Source organism: Nonomuraea sp. NPDC004580 (assembly GCF_040609855.1).
Lineage (GTDB): Bacteria > Actinomycetota > Actinomycetes > Streptosporangiales > Streptosporangiaceae > Nonomuraea > Nonomuraea salmonea.
Window position 1 is genome coordinate 156989 of sequence record NZ_JBEXLH010000009.1, and the last position, 20399, is coordinate 177387.

General features: G+C 72.3%; 23 protein-coding genes and 1 pseudogene. 13 read left to right on the forward strand and 11 right to left on the reverse strand.

Annotated features, from left to right (window positions below):
• Positions 1 to 75 precede the first annotated feature (75 nt).
• From ABZW11_RS13090 to ABZW11_RS13100, 3 genes are all read left to right on the forward strand, one after another.
• Positions 76 to 486 (forward strand): helix-turn-helix domain-containing protein, encoded by a 411-nt coding sequence (locus ABZW11_RS13090; protein WP_355415836.1) that lies wholly within the window; start codon positions 76 to 78, stop codon positions 484 to 486.
• Complete coding sequence (locus ABZW11_RS13095; RefSeq protein WP_355415838.1) at positions 483 to 896, forward strand: hypothetical protein; 414 nt, start codon at positions 483 to 485, stop codon at positions 894 to 896. Before ABZW11_RS13090 ends, ABZW11_RS13095 begins: the two co-directional genes overlap by 4 nt.
• Before the next feature lie 88 nt (positions 897 to 984).
• Complete coding sequence (locus ABZW11_RS13100) at positions 985 to 1155, forward strand: CGNR zinc finger domain-containing protein (RefSeq protein ID WP_355415840.1); 171 nt, start codon at positions 985 to 987, stop codon at positions 1153 to 1155.
• Here ABZW11_RS13100 and ABZW11_RS13105 read toward each other — a convergent pair.
• Complete coding sequence (locus tag ABZW11_RS13105; protein ID WP_355415842.1) at positions 1152 to 1403, reverse strand: hypothetical protein; 252 nt, start codon at positions 1401 to 1403, stop codon at positions 1152 to 1154. The genes ABZW11_RS13100 and ABZW11_RS13105 overlap by 4 nt on opposite strands.
• Before the next feature lie 226 nt (positions 1404 to 1629).
• On the opposite strand from ABZW11_RS13105, the gene ABZW11_RS13110 reads away from it, so the two are divergent.
• Positions 1630 to 2085 (forward strand): helix-turn-helix domain-containing protein, encoded by a 456-nt coding sequence (locus ABZW11_RS13110; protein ID WP_355415844.1) that lies wholly within the window; start codon positions 1630 to 1632, stop codon positions 2083 to 2085.
• 57 nt (positions 2086 to 2142) lie between these two features.
• Here the strand turns inward: ABZW11_RS13110 and ABZW11_RS13115 are convergent, their stop codons facing one another.
• A complete protein-coding gene (locus tag ABZW11_RS13115; RefSeq protein WP_355415846.1) occupies positions 2143 to 2505 on the reverse strand; it encodes a MerR family transcriptional regulator in 363 nt (120 codons plus the stop codon).
• Between the two features lie 67 nt (positions 2506 to 2572).
• Here ABZW11_RS13115 and ABZW11_RS13120 point away from each other — a divergent pair, with 67 nt between their 5' ends.
• The 4 genes from ABZW11_RS13120 (at position 2573) to ABZW11_RS13135 (ending at position 7511) form a co-directional block, all read left to right on the forward strand.
• The gene (locus tag ABZW11_RS13120) at positions 2573 to 3217 is read left to right on the forward strand and encodes an SDR family NAD(P)-dependent oxidoreductase (RefSeq protein ID WP_355415848.1); all 645 of its coding nucleotides are present in this window, start codon (positions 2573 to 2575) and stop codon (positions 3215 to 3217) included.
• Between the two features lie 79 nt (positions 3218 to 3296).
• Positions 3297 to 4130, forward strand: a complete 834-nt coding sequence (locus ABZW11_RS13125; protein ID WP_355415850.1) for a hypothetical protein — start codon at positions 3297 to 3299, stop codon at positions 4128 to 4130.
• Positions 4106 to 6697, forward strand: coding sequence for a PQQ-binding-like beta-propeller repeat protein (locus ABZW11_RS13130; RefSeq protein WP_355415852.1), 2592 nt, complete (start codon positions 4106 to 4108; stop codon positions 6695 to 6697). The genes ABZW11_RS13125 and ABZW11_RS13130 overlap by 25 nt, the downstream gene beginning before the upstream one ends.
• A gap of 34 nt (positions 6698 to 6731) precedes the next feature.
• On the forward strand, positions 6732 to 7511 hold the full coding sequence (locus tag ABZW11_RS13135) for a glycoside hydrolase family 6 protein (protein WP_355415890.1): 780 nt from the start codon (positions 6732 to 6734) through the stop codon (positions 7509 to 7511).
• On the opposite strand, the gene ABZW11_RS13140 is transcribed toward ABZW11_RS13135, so the two are convergent.
• Together ABZW11_RS13140 and ABZW11_RS13145 are read right to left on the reverse strand one after the other, a co-directional pair.
• The gene (locus tag ABZW11_RS13140) at positions 7506 to 8078 is read right to left on the reverse strand and encodes a CBS domain-containing protein (protein WP_355415892.1); all 573 of its coding nucleotides are present in this window, start codon (positions 8076 to 8078) and stop codon (positions 7506 to 7508) included. The genes ABZW11_RS13135 and ABZW11_RS13140 overlap by 6 nt on opposite strands.
• Positions 8027 to 8506: pseudogene (locus tag ABZW11_RS13145) on the reverse strand (DUF21 domain-containing protein); the annotation flags it as partial. The pseudogene ABZW11_RS13145 and the gene ABZW11_RS13140, both read right to left, overlap by 52 nt.
• A gap of 192 nt (positions 8507 to 8698) precedes the next feature.
• Between ABZW11_RS13145 and ABZW11_RS13150 the strand changes: the two are divergent.
• Complete coding sequence (locus ABZW11_RS13150) at positions 8699 to 8821, forward strand: hypothetical protein (RefSeq protein WP_355415854.1); 123 nt, start codon at positions 8699 to 8701, stop codon at positions 8819 to 8821.
• A 48-nt stretch (positions 8822 to 8869) separates the two neighbouring features.
• Here ABZW11_RS13150 and ABZW11_RS13155 read toward each other — a convergent pair whose 3' ends face one another.
• On the reverse strand, positions 8870 to 9532 hold the full coding sequence (locus ABZW11_RS13155; protein WP_355415856.1) for a class I SAM-dependent methyltransferase: 663 nt from the start codon (positions 9530 to 9532) through the stop codon (positions 8870 to 8872).
• Between the two features lie 137 nt (positions 9533 to 9669).
• On the opposite strand from ABZW11_RS13155, the gene ABZW11_RS13160 reads away from it, so the two are divergent.
• Together ABZW11_RS13160 and ABZW11_RS13165 are read left to right on the forward strand one after the other, a co-directional pair.
• Positions 9670 to 10260, forward strand: coding sequence for a TetR family transcriptional regulator (locus ABZW11_RS13160; protein ID WP_355415858.1), 591 nt, complete (start codon positions 9670 to 9672; stop codon positions 10258 to 10260).
• Positions 10261 to 10276: 16 nt separating this feature from the next.
• The gene (locus ABZW11_RS13165; RefSeq protein WP_355415860.1) at positions 10277 to 11212 is read left to right on the forward strand and encodes an NADP-dependent oxidoreductase; all 936 of its coding nucleotides are present in this window, start codon (positions 10277 to 10279) and stop codon (positions 11210 to 11212) included.
• Positions 11213 to 11279: 67 nt separating this feature from the next.
• Here ABZW11_RS13165 and ABZW11_RS13170 read toward each other — a convergent pair whose 3' ends face one another.
• Complete coding sequence (locus ABZW11_RS13170; RefSeq protein ID WP_355415862.1) at positions 11280 to 11900, reverse strand: hypothetical protein; 621 nt, start codon at positions 11898 to 11900, stop codon at positions 11280 to 11282.
• A 199-nt stretch (positions 11901 to 12099) separates the two neighbouring features.
• Here ABZW11_RS13170 and ABZW11_RS13175 point away from each other — a divergent pair, with 199 nt between their 5' ends.
• Positions 12100 to 12558, forward strand: a complete 459-nt coding sequence (locus ABZW11_RS13175) for a hypothetical protein (protein ID WP_355415864.1) — start codon at positions 12100 to 12102, stop codon at positions 12556 to 12558.
• Between the two features lie 290 nt (positions 12559 to 12848).
• On the opposite strand, the gene ABZW11_RS13180 is transcribed toward ABZW11_RS13175, so the two are convergent.
• Genes ABZW11_RS13180 through ABZW11_RS13195 form a run of 4 tightly spaced genes read right to left on the reverse strand, consistent with a single transcriptional unit; the run spans position 12849 to position 16621 of the window.
• A complete protein-coding gene (locus ABZW11_RS13180) occupies positions 12849 to 13229 on the reverse strand; it encodes a Rid family detoxifying hydrolase (protein WP_355415866.1) in 381 nt (126 codons plus the stop codon).
• On the reverse strand, positions 13226 to 14707 hold the full coding sequence (locus ABZW11_RS13185; RefSeq protein ID WP_355415868.1) for a carboxylesterase family protein: 1482 nt from the start codon (positions 14705 to 14707) through the stop codon (positions 13226 to 13228). The genes ABZW11_RS13180 and ABZW11_RS13185 overlap by 4 nt, the downstream gene beginning before the upstream one ends.
• Before the next feature lie 11 nt (positions 14708 to 14718).
• Complete coding sequence (locus ABZW11_RS13190; RefSeq protein WP_355415870.1) at positions 14719 to 15633, reverse strand: MBL fold metallo-hydrolase; 915 nt, start codon at positions 15631 to 15633, stop codon at positions 14719 to 14721.
• Positions 15634 to 15667: 34 nt separating this feature from the next.
• Complete coding sequence (locus ABZW11_RS13195; RefSeq protein WP_355415872.1) at positions 15668 to 16621, reverse strand: FUSC family protein; 954 nt, start codon at positions 16619 to 16621, stop codon at positions 15668 to 15670.
• A gap of 183 nt (positions 16622 to 16804) precedes the next feature.
• Here ABZW11_RS13195 and ABZW11_RS13200 point away from each other — a divergent pair, with 183 nt between their 5' ends.
• Complete coding sequence (locus ABZW11_RS13200) at positions 16805 to 19441, forward strand: LuxR family transcriptional regulator (RefSeq protein WP_355415874.1); 2637 nt, start codon at positions 16805 to 16807, stop codon at positions 19439 to 19441.
• On the opposite strand, the gene ABZW11_RS13205 is transcribed toward ABZW11_RS13200, so the two are convergent.
• Positions 19438 to 20343: an NADP-dependent oxidoreductase gene (locus ABZW11_RS13205; RefSeq protein WP_355415876.1), complete on the reverse strand. Its 906-nt coding sequence runs from the start codon at positions 20341 to 20343 to the stop codon at positions 19438 to 19440. The genes ABZW11_RS13200 and ABZW11_RS13205 overlap by 4 nt on opposite strands.
• Between the last annotated feature and the right edge of the window lie 56 nt (positions 20344 to 20399).

Here is a 20399-nt window from a genome sequence, read left to right on the forward strand (position 1 = left end):
ATTGGGAAGCAGCTTCCTTCCGGGAAGTAGGCACTCTGAAGTGCGTAACCCACCCACGGGTGAGAGGTGTGAGCGGTGGCGACGATGAAGGCGGCCCAGCAGCGGGCCCAGGCCAAGGTGGAGTACAACGCGTTCCTGGCGGGGTGTCCCAGCCGGCAGCTGCTCGACCGCATCTCGGACAAGTGGGTCGTCCTGATTCTGTGCGCCCTGGGCGGCGGTGAGGAGGGTCCGAGGGCGATGCGGTACTCGGAGATCTCCCGCATGCTGGCCGGGGTCAGCCAGAAGATGCTGACCCAGACGCTGCGGTCGCTGGAGCGTGACGGGTTGCTGACCCGTACCGTGACGCCGACCGTCCCCGTCACCGTCTCCTACGAGCTGACCGGCCTCGGCCTCTCCCTCCACGACCTGACGCGCGGGCTCAGGAGCTGGGCGCAGACGCACATGAGCGAGGTCCTCGCGAACCGCGAGGACTACGACTCCAGGTGAGGGCCGCGAGCGCCGACAGGGTGGCGGCCAGGATGAGGGCGGCCGTGAGCGACCAGGTGGCGAGCGGGCCCGCGATCGCCGCGCCCAGGGCGAAGCCGGTGATCTTCAGGCTGGCTCCGGTGGTGAAGATCTGGCTGCGCAGCCGCTCGGGGGCCTCGCGGTGGCGGATCGCGAACAGGGCGGTGAGCTGGGGGCCTGGCCGATGCCGACCAGCAGCATGGCGGCGACGAGCACGACCGCGTGATCGACGGCGGCCAGGGCCGCGCCGCCCGGTCGAGCAGCGCCCCGAGCAGCGGGCCGCCGACCGCCGCTGCCGCCGTGATCCCCGCGAGCAGCGACGCGGCATCGGTGGCCGAGCCGGTGACGGCGAATCCGCCTTCTGCGCGAGCACACCGGCCCGCTGCGCCTGACCTCGCACGGCGGCGCCACGCCCTGGCATCCGCACCTCGACCGCGACGACGACGGCCCCTGGGCGAATGGTTCCTCACCTCGTCCTGCATGGCGCTGACCGTGCTCGTCTGGGACCGCCAGCGACCGCCCGGCAAGGTCTGCGCCGCGACCGGCTGCGGGAACGTGTTCATCGCCCAGGGCAGCGGCCAGGAGCGCCACTACTGCTCCCGCCGCTGCGCCACCCGTGAACGGGTCAGGGCCCATCGGGCCGGGCGCTAGGAGCGCCGCAGGTCGCAGGCGGCCCTGGCGTGCTCAGCCGCGACCTCGCCGTCCTCCAGGATCTCGATGCAGAACGCGGTGACGAGCGAGTTGCAGGCGTCGATCCTGGCCTGGGTCGTCGGGTAGCCGTGACTGTTGAGGTAGGCGAGGCAGTCCTGCGGCGACTGCGCCGAGGCGGCGGCCGGCAGGGCGAACATGGTCATGGCGAACAGCCCCACGACGAAGGCGGCTTTCTGCAGAGCACGCATCACGGATCGGACCCCTTTCTGCGAACGGAGACTCGTTCGATTCTCAACCGGCGGCAGCGGCCGGACCAGGGCGCCGGCCGGACATTCACCGGGCACGCTCAGGTGCTGCTCCCAGTGCGGGAGCGCCAGGCTGCAGGGCTGGGCGGTGGTGGCGAGGGCCTGAATCTGTTCGTCGTCACGATGCTTTCGAGTTTCTTGAGGGAACCCCGAACGCTAGACTGCCGCCATGCAGCGAACGCGGTTCAGCGAGATGGCGTGCTCCATCGCCCGCACCATGGACGTGATCGGCGAGCCCTGGTCGCCCCTGATCCTGCGCGACGTGTGGGCAGGGGTGCACCGTTTCGACCACATCCAGGCCGGCCTCGGCATCTCCCGCAAAGTCCTCACCGAACGCCTCCACCACCTGGTCGAGCAGGGCGTCCTCGAACGCCGCCCCTACGACGCCCGTCCCCGCTACGAGTACCACCTCACCGACAAGGGCGCCGACCTCGTCGAGATGCTCATGGTGATGGCGCGCTGGGGCGACCGCTGGCTGGCCGGCGAGGCAGGGCCACCCGTCCTCTACCGCCACCACGCCTGCGGGCAGATCGCCCACGTCGAGCCGACGTGCAGCCGCTGCGGCGAGCCGATGCACGCCGGCGACGTCGACCTCCTGCCGGGCCCCGGCTCGACCGCCGGGTGAACGCCGAGGACGATGTACCGGACATGTCGGAGACGGTGAGCTTCGCCGGAGCGTGACTCAGGGTTCGCGCAGTGCCGCGTCGAGGAGCGAGTCCAGGGCGTTCTGCGAGGTCTGGAGCTGTTCGATGGTCTTGGCGATGCGGGTGCGTTCGCGGCGCAGGTCGTCGACGAAGGTCGGGCAGTGGGACGGCGTGATCAGCCCGTCGGAGCCGTCCACGCAGTCCAGGACGCGGGCGATGACGGCGGTGGGCAGCCCGGCGGCGAGCAGGGCGCGGATGTGGCGGACGGCGGCGACGTCCGACTCGCGGTACTCGCGGTAGCCGTTGTCCAGCCTGATGGGCCTGAGCAGGCCCTGCTCCTCGTAGTAGCGCAGCAGCCGCCTGTTGACCCCGGTCCTGTCGGCCAGGTCCCCGATCCGCATGCCTTGACCTTCACATCGATGTGAGCCCTTACCGTCCCGAGTATCGCCGAAGCAAGGAGGAGTTCAGATGGCGGGGGTAGTGATCATCGGGGCGGGGCCGGGGATCGGGCAGGCGGTGGCGCGCAGGTTCGCCAGGGAGGGGATGCCGGTCGGGCTGATCGCCCGCGGCGAGCGTACGTTGCGGGGCGCGGCCGACGCGGTCGCCGGCGAGGTGGTCACGTGCCGGGCCGACGCCACCGACCAGGCCGGGCTGAACGCGGCGCTCGACGAGGTGGCGCGGGCGCACGGCGTCCCTGATGTGCTGGTCTACAACGCGGCGATCATCCAGGCGGACGCGCCGGGTGAGCTGTCCGTACGCGGCCACATGGACGCCTGGGCGGTGAACGTCGTCGGCGCGCTCAACGCCGCCGCCCACGTGGCGCCCGCCATGGCGGCACGCGGCCACGGCACGATCCTCATCACCGGCGGCATGCCCGAGCCCAAACCCCAGTACGTGAGCCTCTCCCTGGGCAAGGCCGGCGTCCGCACCCTGGTCATGCTGCTCGACCAGGAGTACGGCCCCGCCGGCGTCCACGTCGCGAGCGTCACCGTGGCAGGACCGGTCGCCCCTGGCACCGGCTTCGACCCCGACGACATCGCCGAGCACTACTGGCGCCTGCACGCGCAACCCTGCGGCCGGTGGACCCACGAAGCCCTGCACGCGGCGCCGTAAAAACCGGAAACCGCTCCTGCGCGCCCGGACTCCTGCCTACGCTGATCCTGACCATCGGTTGTGGAGGAATCGCGTCCCCATGGGCAGAGCTCGCCGCAACAAGCGCACATCGGCCGGTCGTGACGTCGCGCCCGAGCGGCAGCAGGACGGTGAGGGCCGGTCGACGGGGCTGGTGGGGTGGCTGGCGGGCATCGTCAGCGCCGTGATCCTGGCCGCGTTCGGCGTCGTGTTCACCGAGTGGTACAACACCCACGGCTCCGACGCGGTCGAGCGCGTACGCGGCACCGCCGCCATCACCATCGGCCACGTGAAGATCGACTACTCGGAACGCGACACCGTCCTGCGCGAGCCCGTGATCGAGCCGGACGACCGGGCGGTCATGATCGCCACCCACGCCGACGAGCAGCGGCGGCAGGACGTCTTCGCGCGCCACCGCAGGGCGTTGATCGACAGGATGGACGTCACCGTCGTCCTGACCGGCAATCGCAGCAGCGCGCGCATCGTGGACATCGAGCCGCGCGTCCTCGCCCGCAAGCCGGTGTCGCGGGGCGCCCGCCTCATCGCGATCACCGGCGGCGGCGAGACCGACACCGTGCAGCTGGCCGCCGACCTCGACCGTCCCGCTCCCCGGTTCACGACCGCCAAAGGCGCCGCGTACTTCAAAGAGAAGCAGATCGACCTGAAACGGGACGAGCCGGTCACCTTCACCCTGCGCTTCACGGGAAAGGAGGCGTACTACGAGTTCGAGCTGCGGGTGACGGTGCTCGCGGACGGCCGTACGGAACAGGTGACGGTCAAGGCCCCGGACGGCGGGTCGTTCCGGCTGACCGGCGAGGCGTCCCGCTACCAGGCGTACTATCGCGAGCTGCCGCACGGAGGGTGGCGGCCGTGCGACGGGCGCCGTCCGTGCTGATCGGCCGCGGTCTGCGGGCGCTGGCGGCGCTCGCGGTGACCGCCGCGCTCGCGGCCGCCGCCGACGGCCGGCCGCCGCGGGACCTCATCGGGTGGAAAGAGGCCTGGTCGGTCCCTGCCGGGAGCATGGCCGCCCTCAACGCGCTGTCCGGCGGCCACCTGCTCATGGCGGCAGGGGACGGCTCGGTCACCGTACGCGACGCCGGCACCGGCGCGGTTTCGCGCACCATCGCCACCGGCGTCACCTCCCCCACCGAGATCTCCGCCGAAGCCGGGCTCCTCTTCCTCACCTCCTCGGCGGAAGGGGTGACGAAGTGGGCCGTGCAGGCCCACGACCTCGCCTCCGGCCGTTTCTTATGGCGGTACGCGGTGCCCGCGCGGGTGAACGGTGGCTCCCCCCAGGTCCAGGTGATGGGACCCCTCGTCGTCCTCCACCAGGACGGCCACGGGCTGGTCTCGCTCGACGCGCGGACCGGCGCCGTACGGAGGCGTACCGGCGACCCGCCGGGTTGCGACGGATGGACCATCGGAGCCTCCAGGTCCGTGATGCTGCTGGCCCGCTGCGAGCGCGGCACCGTCCAGCTGGCCTCCTACGATCCGCGCACGCTGCGCAGGAACTGGACGCGTACGCTGCCCACCGCCGCGGACGCCGGCACGCTGCTCGTGTCCGAGCCGGCGCCGGAGGGGTTCGTCGTCGTGAGGGTGCAGGACGAACGGTTCCTCTTCGACGAGGACGGCACGCGGCTGCCCCTTTCCCGCTGGCCCGGCGACGACCTGCCGTTCTGGGTCGGCGAGCACCCCGACGCCGAATTCCGCCCGGAGTTCGATTTCAACGGCGACTGGCCGCTGCCCGGCTTCCTCCTCTCGCGCGAGCGGGGCACCGGCCGCCTGGTCGGGTTTCCCCTGGACAGGCCGCTCGCGCACGCCACCAATCTCGTGGGGGCGACCTCGCGTTACGCCTTCGTCCACCATGACGACCGGATCACCGCGTTCCGGCCCGTCTATGGACGGCCAGAAGGCCCGGTCGCGCTCGGCGGCCTCCCTTTGCGCGACTGGCCGGACGCGTGCTCCTTGCTCACCTCGAAGGACCTCGGCGAGGACGTCCGCCGCGTCCCGGCCACCAAATCCCTGGGGCGGCTCTCCTTGCCCGCGGCCTGCGACTACGTGCCGGATGACGGCGACGTCATCTCGCTCGCCGTGAGCTGGGTCTCCCAGGACGCGGGCGCCGTCTTCGCCGCGACGGCCGGGCAGGTCAAGGGGCGCGAGAGCTTCGATCACGACCCCACGTCCGAAGCCGAGGGCGTCTTCTCGTACACCTTTCACGGGGCCGGCGGCACCGGCAGCGCGACGCTCGTCAACGTGGGACCGGTCATCGTGCATCTGACGTCGCAGTCCCGGCTGCTCCAGCGCCTGGCGGCAGGCCGGGTCCGCGACAACCTGATGGCCCGCTACCGGCCAGGCGAGCGCGTCCCTCCCCGCGTGCGGACGGGCGGCTGGACTTACCTCGCGGACGCGGGCGTCCGCGCCGATCCCGTGGTGGACGGCGATGTCGTGTACGCCGGCGCCGACGACGGACTGTACGCCGTGGACGCCGTCACCGGGCGCTTCATCTGGAGGTCCATTCCCGCCGCGCCCGAGCTGGTGGACGGCGTGCTCTACGGCGTGGGCAGCGGCGTCGCGGCCATCGACCCCGCGACAGGACGAACCCGATGGCTGCGCGAGTTCGACGCCAGGGATGTCGTCATCCAGGGCGGCGGCGTGTACGCGGGCGTCGGTTTCTCCCACGTTCTCGCGCTGGACGCCGCCGACGGCAAGCGGCGGTGGCGCGTCCGTGTCCCCGGCTCTTTGGGCGACGTGGCCGTCGCCGCGGGCACCGTCTACGCGACCAGCCGGAAAGGCCCGCCCGGCGATGAGCGAGGCGTGCTGTCCGCGTACGACGCCGCGACGGGCGCGCTGCGCTGGCGCTCACCCATGGGTACCGCGAACGCCGTCCCGACAGGGCACCTCATCGCGCACGGCAGGACCGTCTTCGCGGTCTCCGACGGGCGGCTGAGCGCGTTCGGCCCCGCGACGGGGAAGGCGCGATGGCGGAGGGAGTTCGGCCACATCGCCCTCAAGCCCGTCGTGATCGGCGACACCGTCTACGTCGGTCATTACGGCGGGCTCACGTACGCGCTGGACGCCGCCACCGGCAAGGAGCGCTGGCGCCTCACCCCCGAAGCCACCACAGGACAGTGGAGCGTCACCGAGTCGCGGGGAACGCTCTACGTCGGCGGCCAGAAGCTGCACGCCCTCGACCCCGCGACCGGGCGCGAACGCTGGAGCAGGCCGATCGCCGCCACGGCGTCGGTCCACGGCGACACCGTCCTCGCCCAGGACGACACCGGCACGCTGCACGCCCTGGACGCGGCCACCGGGGCGTCCCGCTGGAGCTTCCCGACCGGCAGCCACTTCCAGACCCGGCCCGCCGTGGCCCATGGGCTGGTGTACGTGGGCGGCTCGAACGGCAACCTCTACGCGCTGCGCGCCAAGGACGGGCTTCCCGGGCCGTACGTGACAGGGCCCTGATCTGCGTACATAAGCGACCCCCCGGGCCGCGCGCATCCAGTCGGCGATCGCGTCCAAGCCGATGGCCTTCTGGGTCGGCGGCTGGTTCGGGGACGTCAGCGCCACCGTGTCCGCCTACGTCGCCGCGGCCGACTCCGCCGACAGGCTGCCGGTCCTGGTGGCGTACAACATCCCCGGCCGTGACGCCTGCGGCGGCCACTCGGGTGGCGGCGCCGGGAGCGAGAGCGCGTACCGGGCGTGGATCTCCGCCTTCGCCTCCGCCATCGGTGACCGTCCCGCCGTCGTCGTCATCGAGCCCGACTCCCTGGGCGACTTCGCCTGCATGGACGACGAGGACATCGCGGCGCGCAACCGCATGCTGACGTACGCGACCGAGCAGTTCCGCGACCACGCGCCCAACACCTGGGCCTACCTCGACGCGGGCAACGCCGGCTGGGTCGCCTCCGGCACCATGGCCCAGCGGCTGCGGAACGCGGGCGTGGGCAACGTCCGCGGCTTCGCCGTCAACGTCTCGAACTACTATACGACCGCGCAGTCGGCGGCGTACGCGTCGGACGTCAACGCCGCCCTGGGCGGCGGCGCGAAGTGGGTGATCGACACCAGCCGCAACGGCAAGGGCTCCAACGGCGAGTGGTGCAACCCCGCCGGCCGCCGGCTCGGCACGCCCGCCCAGGTCGGCGGCGACCGCGGCACGGAGCTGCTGCTGTGGGTGAAGGTCCCCGGCGACTCGGACGGCAACTGCGGCATCGCGCCCGGCACGCCGGCCGGGACGTTCAGCCCTGAACTGGCCATCCGCCTCATCGACGGCTCATAGCCGGAAGGGGTCCGCCTGCCAGGCAGAGGAGCCCGTGCCGGCGCGTGCAGCCGGGGTCCCAGTGGTAGGCGTAGTGGATGAGCGAGGCGGCCAGGTCGGGGTGCGCACTCGCCCAGACGTCGTCGAAGGCTTGAAGCGGCGCAGCGCCTCGGCCACCGGCAGGCTGTCGGGCAGCAGGAGCGGCGGCCTGGCCACGTCCGCGGCGGTGACGGCGTTCTCGTCGGTGAGCAGGTCGCGCAGGTTGACGATGCCGGTGACGTCGTCGAAGCCGCGGGCGCCCACGACGGGAGCGCGGGAGTGGCCCGAGCCGGCCAGCAGGCGGCGGGCCTGCTCGACGGGGCGCCGGCGTCGAGGGTGAAGACCTGGCGGCGGGAGACGAGCACCTCGCGCAGCACGCGTTCGCTGATCTCGACGGCGCCGGAGATGATCAGGCGCTGTTCCGGGGTGAAGCCGCGGTGGGTGGCGACCAGGTCGCGGATCTCCTCTGGGCTGATCTCCTCCCGGTGCCGGCGCGGGTCGGCGCCCATCAGCCGTACGGCGAGGTCGGTGGACTTGCCCAGCGCCCACACCACCGGCCTGGACACGGTGGAGATCGCGCTGAGCGGCCGGGCCGCCAGCATGGCCCAGCTCTCGGCGCGCTGCATGGCCACCCGCTTGGGCGCCAGCTCGCCGAAGACCAGGGTGAGGAACGTCAGGACGATCGTCACCAGCACGATGGCCACCGGGCCCGCCGCGTCGCCGAGGAAGCCCAGCAGCGGCACCAGCGGCACCAGCGGCTCCGACAGCGTGACCGCCGCCGTGGCGGAGGCGAGGAAACCGGACAGGGTGATGACGAGCTGGATCGTGGCCATGAACCGGTTGGGGTCCCGAGCCAGCCGGACGAGGATCCGCCCGCCCTGGCCGCGCTGCTCCAGCCGGCGCAGCTGGCCGTCGCGCAGCGAGATCAGCGCCAGCTCGCTACCGGCGAAGATCGCGTTGACGATGATCAGTACCACGACCAGGCCCAGTTGAACCTAATAGCCGTCCACGGCAGACATACTCCTCGACACGAGAACCCGGCGGCGCGCCGGTGATGGGGAAGGCCGGCGAGCCGACGCTGCGGGGCCGGCGTATGAGGCTGCGGAACGTCTCGTTCACGGCGATCAGGACGACGGCGCCTGGGCACGGCCCGCCTGCCGGATGGGCGCATGGGTGACGGGACGCCGGGCGGCGGAGGAATCGACTGGATCGAGCTGGTCATCCAGGTCGTGCTGGCCGGGGCGGGCGTGGCGCTCGCCGCCGCCCTCTACGGCAAGCGCGGCATCACGTAGAAGACGAGCCGGGCCAGGCTCAAGGGCAAGGGCCTGGCCCGACGATCGTCACCTCACCACGGGCGCGGCCTGGAGGACGGTGACGGAGAACGGCCGGTGGGTCTCGATCTCGACGTGGTGCAGGATCGGCGTCATGCCGCTGATGTAGGTGTAGAGGCGTTCGGCCTCGGGCCAGGGGTGGACGAGGGTCAGCAGGCCGCCGGGGGCGACGAGCTCGGTCAGCCGGGCCGAGGCGAGGCGCAGGCGTTCGCCGCGGCCCAGGTAGTAGAGGGTCTCCGCGCAGAAGACGAGGTCGAAGGCGCCGGGCGGCGTGTAGGAGATCAGGTCGGCGCAGGTGAACGTCAGGCGTTCGCGGGCGGGACGTGCGCGGGCCCGGTCGAGTGCGCGCTCGGAGACGTCCACGCCGGTGACCTCGGCGTCGGGGTACCTCGTGGCCAGCATGTGCGTGAAGACGCCCTCGCTGCAGCCGACGTCGAGGATGCGGTGATAGGGGCGGGCGGGCAGGAGACGTAACGTCGTGGCGTATTTGTGCTGCTCGTAGTCGTCAGTACGGAGCCGCCAGGGGTCGGGTGAGCGGTGCCACCAGTTGAAGTAGCGCCGCAGCAGCACCGCCTGCGCTCGGGGCGGAAGCAGGGACACCGCCTTGAAGAGGGCTCGGTGGAGGAGGTCGGGAAGGGACTGCCGGTCAGCCTCGGGCGGGCGCGGAAGCATGCTTCGAATCTAGGTGCGTGCCCGCTGATCGTCATGAGCCTCAGGTCGGAGTTGCGGTCTCGTGCTCAGGAGGGAGGACCCCTGAGTATCAAGTTACAAGATTTGAAATCTGTCACCGATGGGCGTAGGTTCGCCGCGTGGAGCAGAAGCGAACCCCCCTGGACGCGGACACGATCCTGGCGGCCACCGAGGAGATCCTGCGCCGCCACGGACCGGACAAGGCGACGGTCGTGGACGTCGCCAGGGCGCTCGGGGTCAGCCACGCCGCCGTCTACAAGCACTTCGCCTCGAAGCAGGCGCTGCGCGAGGCCGTGACCCGGCGCTGGCTCGACCACAACCGCGACACCCTCGCCGTCATCGCCGCCGACCAGGGGATGCCGCCGGCGCGCCGGCTGCGTACGTGGCTGCACGCCGTCCTGGCCCTGAAGCAGACCAAGATCCGCGAGGACCCCGAGCTGTTCGCGGCGTACGGGAACCTCGCCGCCGCCCACAGCACCGTCGCCACCGACCACGTCGCCGACCTCCTGGGCCAGCTGACGGCCATCATCGCCGACGGCGCCCGCGACGGCGGCTTCCACACGAGCGACGAGGAGGCCACCGCCCGCGCGGTCTTCCACGCCACCGCCAAGTTCCACCACCTCGCCCATGCCGCCGAATGGCGGGAGCCCGGCATCGACACCGAGCTCGACGAGGTGTGCACCCTGCTACTCGAAGGCCTCCAGCCGTAAGGAGTGACGCATCACCATGGTCTACGCAATCGGAGCAACGCAGCTAGGCGGACCTGACACGCTCGTCGAGCTCGACCTGCCGCCGCAGCCCCTCGGCCCCGGCCAGGTCAGGATCGGGGTCACCAGCGCGGCGGTGAACCCGGCCGACATCATGATCCGGTCACGTCCGCGCCAGAACGAGAAGGACACGGTACGGGTGCCGGGCATGGACGTCGCCGGCACGATCACCGAGGTCGGCCCCGACGTGGACCGGCCGCTGACGGCCGGGGACGCCGTCATGGCCATCGTGGTGCCCTCGGGCGAGCACGGCGGCTACCGGGCGGACCTGGTCGTATCGGCACGGTCGGTCACGAAGATCCCGGCCGGGCTCTCGGACGCCGAGGCCGCCACCCTCCCCATGAACGGCCTCACCGCGCAGCACGCACTCGACACGCTGGCGCTCCCCGCCGGCGCGACGGTCGCCGTCACGGGCGCGGCCGGCATCCTCGGCGGGTACTTCATCCAGCTCGCCAAGCAGGCCGGGCTGGTCGTCGTGGCCGACGCCGCCCCGCAGGACGAGGACTTCGTCCGCTCGTGCGGCGCCGACGAGGTGGTGCCGCGCGGGGACGCGTTCGTGACGGAGGTCCGCCGCCTCCACCCCGACGGCGTGGACGGGCTGCTCGACACCGCCGTCCTGGACGCCGCCGTGCTCCCGGCCGTCAAGGACGGCGGCACGCTGGTCACCGTACGCGGCTGGCAGGGCGACGGGACGGACCGCGTCCGCGTCGCCCCCGTCTTCGTCCTCCACTACGCCGAGGAGGCGGAGAAGCTGGACCGGCTCGCCGAACTCGCCGGCCGGGGACGCCTCACCCTCCGCGTCGCCGCCCAGCTGCCCGCCGCCCAGGCCGCCGAGGCCCACCGCGCACTCGAACGGCCCGGCGTCCGCGGCCGCTACGTCCTGACGTTCGCCTGACCTGCGGCCCTGTATCCCGTCCTCCCCCCTCTCCCGTCGGCTTGAGCGGGAGAGGGCGGACGGTCGTTCAGGCGGTCGCCGGGGCGGTGGCCGGTTCTTCGTCGGGGGTGTGCCACAGGCGGGCCGCCATCCACGCGACCCCCACCGCCGCCACCACCAGGCCGGTCAGGTAGACCGGGAGCGGCACCGCGTTCCGTAACGAGCCGGGGATCATCCCCGCCGCGTACAGCACGACGCCGATCACCGGCAGCATCCCCGAACGCAGGGCGGCCACGCTGAAGGTCAGTACGCCTGCGAGCAGCACGATCGCTGTGATCATGAAGGCTTGTCCCGTGCTTCCCGCCAGCAGGCCGGTCACCGCGCCGCCGCTGAGGTAGGGGAAGACGAAGTGCAGGATGTACTCGATGGCGAAGGCTCCGGCCAGGCCGGCGCTGTTGAGCACGTACCCGATCAGGCCCAGCGTGCCCGACGCCGGACGGATGAGCAGGTAGAGGCCGGTGATCGCGAGCAGCCCCGCCAGCGCCGCGAACGGTGCGATGGCGTGCGTGAACGCCGTCTCCGGCACGAATCCGCCCCGCCGGGCGGAGTTGACCACGAGCAACACGGCGCAGAGGAACCCCGCCGCCGCGGTGACCCGGTAGACGCGCATTTCGTCGGCCTTTCTCTCGACAACTGTGCTGCTCGTCATGATGCGCGCCGTAACGAGCCGTGCGGAGAGGGCGGCGGGAGCCGTAAGCAGCCCGAAAGAGGTTGTCCGTCGTTCGGGGCCTACGTCATTCGGTGTAGCGGGAGCGTCATCCACGGGCGGACGTCGTACGGGGGCGCAGTCGCGACGATGGGCGGTGAGTGCTGCAACCCCGAGGTGAGGCGAGATCATGGCACCCCGCATGCGTAAGACCCTGTTGGTCGTCCACATCGTCGCGTCCGTGGCGCTGGTCGGTGAGGTGTGGGGGCTGGTGGCGCTGAACACGGCCGCCACCTTGACCGACGACCTCGCGCTGGCGCACATGGCGTACCGGTTGATGCCGGCCATGGTGTTCGCCGGCGGCATCCCGCTCAGCTTCATCGCGTTGGCCAGCGGCATCACGCTCGGGCTGGGCACCCATTGGGGGCTGATCCGGTACTACTGGGTGGCGATCAAGCTGGGCCTGCTCGTGGCCGTCGTGTGCGTGGGGATGTTCCTGTTCGACCCTGAGGGCATGGCGGCTGCCACGGAGGGGGCCAGGCAGGCGGTGACGTCCAGTCAGTGGGCCCAGGTCTGGGTGCTGGGCGCCCAGATCGTCATGCTGCTGGCCTCGACGGCGCTGTCGGTGTTCAAGCCTCGCTGGAGGCTCCGGTCGCGGTAGGTCGGACGGGTGCGACGACTGCCTCTCGAGGTTGTACGCGGAGATCACGAGGAAGGACAGGGCGATGGGCACGCCCGATGCGGCGCAGGTCGGTGAGCACCTGGCACGCACATGAACGGCCTCGCCGCCCATTCGCCCGAGAATGGCGACGATGCCGAGCTGGGACGCGAGATTGAGCGATCCGGCCACGAAGAGCGGAATGGCGAGGCCGGAAATTTCTCGCCATACCTCCTTTCTTGCCACCATTCAAACCCCCAGACATTCATCGGCCCGTGGGACGGTAGCGACATTTATTGAGGAATGTCCAGCACGGCTAGGGCGTCAATCTCGACGAGCAGGCCCGGAGGGAGCTGCACGCTGACGGTGGTGCGGGCGGGGAACGGGGCTTCGACGATCGACTCGTACGCCTCGTTCATCTCGGCCATGTGGGCGGGGTCGGTGAGGTGGACGCGCAGCATGACGACGTCCGCCCAGGTCGCGCCGCCCGCCTCCAGCACGGCGGCCACGTTGCGCAGAGTCTGGGCGGTCTGCTCGGCGACCGTGGCGCCGACGACCTCGCCGGTCACCGGGTCGAGGGGAAGCTGGCCGGAGACCTGCAGGATGGGGCCCTTGCGGACGCCCTGCGACAGGGGGGCGGGCAGGACGGGCGCGTTCTCGGTGGTGATGATCATGTCCAGATCTCGCGTTCTTCGGGGCGGGGGTCGTCGTGCTGGGTCCACTCGGTGTCGATGCGCATGGTGGCGCGGCGGCCGGTGTCGTACGGGGTCCAGCCGGGGTCGCCGGTCCTGGCGAAGCGGATCCAGGTCTCGTGGACGCGGGTCGCGAGGTCGGCGGGGGCCTGGCCGGGGCCGAGGAGGGCGTGGGGGCCGTTCAGCTCGGGCCGGTGCGCGAGGTCGAAGACGAAGGGCACCTCGACCGCGTGGGCGGCGCCGAGCTCTCCGTCCAGGGCCTTGGAGCGCCAGGCGAACTCGTACGCGTAGGTGCCGGAGCCTGGGTGGGCGGCGTGCGCGGCGGCCAGCGCGCGGCTGCCGGCCCCGAACAGGGCGTCGCCCATGATGGCGGAGCGCAGCTCGGCGTACGACGCCCCGGGGCGGGACCTGCGGTAGGTCTCGACGAGGCGCTCAGGCGACGGGTGCGAGCGCGCCGCCGTCGCGTGGACGTCGGCGGCGGTCGAGGTCGCGTACGTGCCCACCGGCACCAGGTAGAGGTTGCCCTCCTCGGCGTTCGTGCCGACGAGCAGGTCGACGCCGGCGCCCAGCCCGGCGGCGACGGCCTCGGCGGGCTGCGTGTCGAGGACGAGGCTGAACGGGCTGAGCCCGATGAGCGGGTCGGTGCGGGTCCCGGTGCGCAGGTCGATGCCGGAGAGCTGGGAGGCGGCCTCGACCAGGCGTTCGTCGGGGACGCCGGCGAAGGCGCCCACGTGGGGTTCGACGCCGAGGACGTCGGCCGCGGCCTTGGTGACGCGGGCGGCCTGCTCGGTGCTGAACGCGCCCAGGCCGCTGCCGCTCTGCACGATCGCCCGGCGGAACAGCCCGGCGGCCGAAGGGGTGGCGAGGACACCGCCGACGATGGTGGCGCCGGCCGACTGGCCGAAGAGGGTGACGTTGCCGGGGTCACCGCCGAAGGCGGCGATGTTCTGCTGGACCCAGCGCAGGGCGGCGACCACGTCGAGCAGGCCGCGGTTGGGGGGCGCGCCGGGGAGGTCGAGGAAGCCGGCGATGCCGAGCCGGTAGTTGAGGGTGACGAGGACGACGCCGTCGCGGGCGAACGCGGAGCCGTCGTACATCGGGGATCGCGTGGAACCGGCGACGAAGCCGCCGCCGTGGACGAACACCATGACCGGCAGCGCGTCACCCCCTGAGGCGGGCGTGTTGACGGTGACGGTCAGGTAGTCGTCCCCGCGGCTCCAACCGGCGCCGAAATAGGGCGACATATCCACGTTTCCGAGTCGGCGTTCCGACTGCGGCGCGTTGGGGCCCGGCGTGGTGGCGTCCCGTACGCCGTCCCACGGCTCGTGCGGCTGCGGCGGCGCGAAGCGGCCGGCGCCTCGGGGCGGGGCGGCGTACGGGATGTTCATGAACGTGCGGGCGGCGCCCCGGAGCAGGCCGCGGACGGCTCCCTGTGCGGTGGTGACGACGAGGTTGCTCATGGTGGTGCCTTTCAGACCTGCTCGGTGTACGGGGCGAAGGGCGCCCAGCCCTTGACGGCGAACTTGTCCCCCTCGCGGACGACTTCGGCGGCGCCGTGTCCGCCCAGGTGGGCCGGGATGATCAGGGCGTTGGTGTCGGCCGCCCGGCCCAGCAGCTCGCGGCGGGTGGCGATGGCCGCCGCCGGGTCCTCGCAGAAGCAGCTGTTGACGTCGGGCTCGTGGATCTGGAACGGGTTGTGCAGCAGGTCGCCGACGAACAGGGCCCGGTCCGAGCCCGACTCCAGGGTCAGCACCGACGAGCCGGGCGTGTGGCCGGGGGCGAGGTCGAGGCGCAGGTTGCGGTCGATGTGGTGGCTGTCCTCCCACAGCCGGGTCTGGCCCGCCTCGTCCACGGGGGCGACGCTGTCCTCGAACACGTTCTGGTTGCCCCGGCCGAGCCGCGCCTTGTGGTCGTTGGCCGGGTTCCAGAAGTCGAAGTCCGCCTTGGGCATCAGGTAGGTGGCATTGGGGAACGTGGGCACCCAGGTGCGGCCGTCGAGGTAGGTGTTCCAGCCGACGTGGTCGATGTGCAGGTGGGTGTTGACGACGATGTCGACGTCCTCGGGGCGGACTCCGGCGCGGGCGAGGTTGTCCAGGAAGCTCGTGTTGAGCCGGTTCCAGACGGGCGCGTACGGGCGGTCCTTGTGGTTGCCGACGCCGGTGTCGACCAGGATGGTCCTGCCCTCGCTGCGCAGCACCCAGGTCTGGATGGCCGAGTTGACGATGCGGGTCCGCGCGTTGAGGAAGTCCGGCACCAGCCAGTCGCTGTGGGCCTGCCACGCCTCGGCCGGGCTCTCCGGGAAGAACACCTCGGGTGTCATGTCGACGGGCCCGAAGTACTCCTGGACGCGGGTCAGGGTGACGTCGCCCAGGGTGATCGTGTCCATTGATGCGTCTCCAGTTCGGTGATCGTCGAGGGGCTCAGCCATCGTGCGGCGGCCGGTCATGGTCGCGGTATCCGTCACGTGACTGCAGTCGCGCGGCGAGGACGCCGCAGCAGGCGCCGAGCGCGGTCTCGTGCACGCGCAGGACGAGCACGTCCGCCGAGAACGTGTCGAGCAGCGCGAGCAGCATGCAGAGCATGCCGGTGATGAAGAACGTGACCGCCCAGTAGGCGTCCGGCGAGGTGAAGAACATGCCGAACATGCAGGCCAGCAGCAGGACGAGGAGCAGCGGGCCGTACGGCGCCGCCAGCGTGGCCAGGCCGTAGCCGGCCCCCGCCCCGAGGACGGTGCCCACCAGCCGGCGCACGCTCTGCCGCAGGACCTCGCCGGTGCTCTCGGTGTTGATGAACACGACCCAGGTGGTCACGACGGCCCAGTACCAGTGGTCAGGGGACACCAGGTGACCGCCGGCGATGGCCAGGGCGGAGGCGGCCGTCACCTGGAGGGCCTGCCGCCTCGCGGCGCGGGGCGGCTCCGCCGGGTTCGGGACGCGCACGGCCGTGCACAGGACGGCGCAGAAGGCGACCACCACCGCCACGCTCAGGTGCGGCACGTCGGCCGCTCGCGCCTCGGTGAACTGCGCGAGGAAGAAGCCCATGAAGGCGAAGACGCCTGCGCCGTGCCCGATGGCGCCGTGAAGGCGGGCGCGCACGGCGGCGTAGATCAGCGGCAGGAACACCAGCGCGGCGGCGACCGGGTACGGCCCCACCGCGGCCCCGGCCGCCAGGGCCGCGAGGTAGAGCGGGGCACCGAGCGCCAGGGTGCCGAGCCGGTCGACGGCCAGCGCGCTCGTCATCACGGTGAAGCCGCCGGCCAGCAGCGACGTGTCGGGCTGCCCCAGAGCCGCCAGGACGGTCAGAGTCGCGGCGGTGCCGAGGACGGCGCGCGTCGCGGCGGTCAGCCGAATTCGCGAATTGTTCGTACTGCCCATTCAGGAGCTCCGATGGTTGCATTTCGACTCACCATCGTGGTTATTTCGAGCGCCGGCCGGTATCCGTCATCCGACTGCACGGCGGAATAATCCCGGTGGCTCCTGTGTTGTAGCGCACAGTTCTCGAGATCGGCGTCCCCATTTCCTGGAGCATCAGTGCATCACCGCGGAGACGATTCGATAGTGGGCCGGGAAAACGAGATCGCGGAAATTCTGCGGCGTCTGGGCTCCGGCCGGGTGCTGGTCCTCGCGGGCGATCCCGGCGCCGGGAAGAGCGCGCTGCTCGACGTCGCTGCCGGCCACGCGGGCCGGGTGCTGCGCGCGGCCGGCAGCGAGTCCGAGGCGTGCCTGGGGTTCGCCGGGCTCCATCAGCTGCTCCGCCCGGTGCTGGGCGAGCTGGACGGCCTGCCGCCACGGCAGCGCTCCGCGCTCAGGGCCGTCCTCGGCCTGGACGATGGAGCCCCCGATGGCATGCTCGCCGGCTCCGCCGTCCTCACCCTGGTCTCGAATCTGGCGCCGCTGCTCATCGTGGTCGACGACGCCCAATGGATCGACCGCGCATCGCTGGACGTGCTGTCCTTCGTGGCCCGCCGCCTGGACGCCGAACCCGTCACGCTGCTGCTGGGCGTCCGCTCCGCAGCGCCGCTGCCCGGCTTCGGCGACGAACGCCTGGAGCTCGGCCCGCTGAGCGACGAGGCGGCCAACCGGCTGCTCGACCGCCAGCCGTCCCCGCCCACCGGCCGGAATCGGATGCGCATCCTCCAGGAGGCGGCCGGCAACCCGTTGGCCCTGATCGAACTCGCCCGCGCGACCCCGACAGGCGGCGGTGTCGAGGGCCCGCTGCCGGTCACGGAACGGCTGGAGCGGATCTACGCCGACCAGCTCCAGTTCCTCCCTGAGGCGACCCGCCGCTCCCTGCTGCTGCTCGCCGCCGCCGACGCGACGGACGTACGAACGGCATCGAAGGGGCTCCCCGAGGCCGACGACAAGGCGTGGACGCCCGCCGAGCAGGCCGGCCTCGTCCGCCAGGACGGCGCCCGCATCACCTTCCGCCACCCGCTCGTCCGCTCGGCCGTCTACCACGCGGCCTCCTTCGACGAGCGCAGGCAGGCGCACCTCGCGCTGGCGGAGCTGAGCGAGGAGCCCGACCGCCGGGCCTGGCACCTCGCCGCCGCGACGATCCGTCCCGACGCGGAGGTGTCGGACGCCCTGCGTCAGACGGCCGACCGGGCACGCCGGCGGGGCGGCTACGCGGCCGCTGCCGCCGCCCTCGAACGCGCCGCCGAGCTGAGCCCGCACCCGGCGGACCGGGCCGGGCTGCTGGCCGAGGCCGCCGCCATGGCGGTGTTCACCGGCCAGCTCGGCTGGGTGGAACGCCTGGCCGCCGAGGTGGCCAGGCACAGCGACGACCCTGCGCTGATCGGCGACGCCTGGCTGGCCACCGGGCGGCTCATGGCTCTGCGCAGCAACCACGCGGCCGCGTTCGCCCTGCTGACCCGCGTCGCGGACGAGCACCCGTCCAAGGCCATGGACGCGCTGGCCGCGGCGGCGGTGGTCCGCTACTACTCGGGCGAGGAGTCGCAACGGCAGCGGATCGAGCGCCTGCTCTCCGCCTCACCCGACGGCGCCCTGACCGGCGGCAGCCTGCCCGATAGCGGCCTGCGCGTCTGGGTGGAGGCCGTCTCCGACCCCCATGGTGCGGGTGCCCGGTTCGTCCCTGCGCTGCCCGGGCTCATCGCCGAGGCCACGGGCGACCCCGGCCGGCTGACCGCGCTCGCCATCGTGGCCTGGATCCTCGACCAGACCGCGCTGGCCGCCAGGACCTTCGACGAGGCGTACGACCGGTGGCAGGCCGGTGGCGCGCTGCCGGCCGGGCTGGGCAGCGCCGTCGGGTGGGCGTACCTGGAGCAGGGCCGGTGGGCCGAGGCCCGTACGGTGGCCGCCGAGATCGCGGCGACGGCCACGACGGCCGGGCTCGACCACGCAGAGGCGTGCGTCCACGCGCTCGACGCGACGGTGCTCGCGCTGCGCGGCGACGCGGACGGCGCGCGGCGCGGTGCCGAGCGGGCTTTGGCCCTGGTCGATCCGCTGGAGAGCCGGTCGATCGCCGTGTCCGCGCGCCGGGCCCTGGGGTTCGCGGCGGTGGCCGAGGGCGACTACGAGACCGCGTACGCCCAGTTCCGCTCCGCCTTCACCGCCGAGGGCGAGCCCGTGCACTACCACGTCTCCCCCACCGTCCTCGCCGAGCTCGCCGCCGCGGCCGTCCGCAGGGGGCGGCGGGAGGAGGCAGCCGGCCTGCTGGAACGCGCGGCTTCCCGTCCCGGCCTGTCGGTACGCATCCGCGCGCTGCTCGACCGCGGCCGGGCCCTGCTCGCCGAGCCGGACCACGCGGAGCCGTACTTCCTGGCGGCGCTGGCGGACGAGGCGGGTGAGCAGTGGCCGTTCGAGCGGGCGCAGACCCGGCTGGACTACGGCGAGTGGCTCAGGAGGCGGCGGCGCATCGCCGAGGCCCGCCCCCTGCTGACCTCGGCGCTGGAGACGTTCCGCCGGCTCGGCGCGCGGCCCTGGATCGAGCGTGCGGAGGCCGAGCTGCGCGCCGCCGGCGTCGAAGCCACCCGAACCGCGCCAGGCGCACTCACCGAGCTGAGCCCGCAGCAACAGCAGATCGTCCGGCTCGCCGCCCGCGGGCTGACGAACCGGGAGATCGGCGACAAGCTCTACCTCTCGCCGCGCACGGTCGGCTCCCACCTCTACCGCGTGTTCCCCAAGCTGGGCATCACGGCCCGCTCCCAGCTCCGCGACGTCCTCGAGAGCATCTAAACGCAGACCACGATCTTGCCGCGCGTGTGTCCGCGCTCGGATTCCGCGTGCGCCTCCGCGATCTGTTCGATGGGGTACGTCCGCTCGATGCGCGGGGTGTAGCGGCCCTGCCGGCCGAGGTCGCTCGCTTCGGCGAGGAGCGCGGGGTCGTTGGCCGCGTTGGCCAGGTGCACGCCCAGGCGCTGGGCGTTGGCGTAGTCGGCGACCGTCGAGACCCGCTCGGGGTCGCCCGCGATCGCGATGAGGTCGGTCAGGGAGCCGGAGGCGGCGGTGTCGAGCACGACGTCGACCCCGTTCGGCGCCAGGGTGGCGAGGCGGTCCGCGAGGCCGGCGCCGTACGTGGTGGGGACGGCTCCGAGCGAGGCGAGGAACGCGTGGTTGCGCTCGCCGGCGGTCCCGATCACGGTGGCGCCCCACGCCACGGCGATCTCGACCGCCGCGCTGCCCACGCCTCCGGCCGCGCCCTCGATGAGCAGGGTGCGGCCCTTCACGGGGCCGAGTGCGTTCAGGCCGTTCATCGCGGTCACGGCCGCCAGCGCGGCGCCGGCGGCCTGCTCGTCGGTCCACGCCTCGGGTGCGTGGGCCCAGGCCGACAGCACGGCCAGCTCCGCCGTCGCGCCGGTCACGCCGCCCAGCCCGAAGACGCGGTCGCCGATGCTCACTCCCGCCACGCCCTCGCCGATCTCGTCCACCACGCCGGCGGCGTCACGCCCGGGAATGGCGGGCAGGTCCACGGGGAGCACCTCGCGCACCGCCCCGGAACGCACCTTCCAGTCCACGGGGTTGACGCCGGCCGCCGCGACCCGGATGCGGACCTCGCCAGGCCCGGGATGCGGGTCCGGCGCCTGCTCGACCACCAGGGTCTCCACACCGCCGTACTGGTGATAACGGACTGCGCGCATGACGTACTGCCTTTCACTGTGATCAGCGGGTCGATGTCCGCCTTACGCTAAAACCT

Excerpts from the sequence above, each read along its gene's own strand:
- ABZW11_RS13180 (WP_355415866.1), bottom strand. The coding sequence starts at position 13,229 with ATGATCATCACCACCGAGAACGCGCCCGTCCTGCCCGCCCCCCTGTCG.
- ABZW11_RS13105 (WP_355415842.1), bottom strand. The coding sequence starts at position 1,403 with ATGCGTGCTCTGCAGAAAGCCGCCTTCGTCGTGGGGCTGTTCGCCATG.
- ABZW11_RS13175 (WP_355415864.1), top strand. The coding sequence starts at position 12,100 with ATGCGTAAGACCCTGTTGGTCGTCCACATCGTCGCGTCCGTGGCGCTG.
- ABZW11_RS13205 (WP_355415876.1), bottom strand. The coding sequence starts at position 20,343 with ATGCGCGCAGTCCGTTATCACCAGTACGGCGGTGTGGAGACCCTGGTG.
- ABZW11_RS13100 (WP_355415840.1), top strand. The coding sequence starts at position 985 with ATGGCGCTGACCGTGCTCGTCTGGGACCGCCAGCGACCGCCCGGCAAG.
- ABZW11_RS13115 (WP_355415846.1), bottom strand. The coding sequence starts at position 2,505 with ATGCGGATCGGGGACCTGGCCGACAGGACCGGGGTCAACAGGCGGCTG.
- ABZW11_RS13155 (WP_355415856.1), bottom strand. The coding sequence starts at position 9,532 with ATGCTTCCGCGCCCGCCCGAGGCTGACCGGCAGTCCCTTCCCGACCTC.
- ABZW11_RS13165 (WP_355415860.1), top strand. The coding sequence starts at position 10,277 with ATGGTCTACGCAATCGGAGCAACGCAGCTAGGCGGACCTGACACGCTC.
- ABZW11_RS13125 (WP_355415850.1), top strand. The coding sequence starts at position 3,297 with ATGGGCAGAGCTCGCCGCAACAAGCGCACATCGGCCGGTCGTGACGTC.
- ABZW11_RS13110 (WP_355415844.1), top strand. The coding sequence starts at position 1,630 with ATGCAGCGAACGCGGTTCAGCGAGATGGCGTGCTCCATCGCCCGCACC.
- ABZW11_RS13170 (WP_355415862.1), bottom strand. The coding sequence starts at position 11,900 with ATGACGAGCAGCACAGTTGTCGAGAGAAAGGCCGACGAAATGCGCGTC.
- ABZW11_RS13195 (WP_355415872.1), bottom strand. The coding sequence starts at position 16,621 with ATGGGCAGTACGAACAATTCGCGAATTCGGCTGACCGCCGCGACGCGC.
- ABZW11_RS13120 (WP_355415848.1), top strand. The coding sequence starts at position 2,573 with ATGGCGGGGGTAGTGATCATCGGGGCGGGGCCGGGGATCGGGCAGGCG.
- ABZW11_RS13150 (WP_355415854.1), top strand. The coding sequence starts at position 8,699 with ATGGGTGACGGGACGCCGGGCGGCGGAGGAATCGACTGGATCGAGCTG.
- ABZW11_RS13190 (WP_355415870.1), bottom strand. The coding sequence starts at position 15,633 with ATGGACACGATCACCCTGGGCGACGTCACCCTGACCCGCGTCCAGGAG.
- ABZW11_RS13185 (WP_355415868.1), bottom strand. The coding sequence starts at position 14,707 with ATGAGCAACCTCGTCGTCACCACCGCACAGGGAGCCGTCCGCGGCCTG.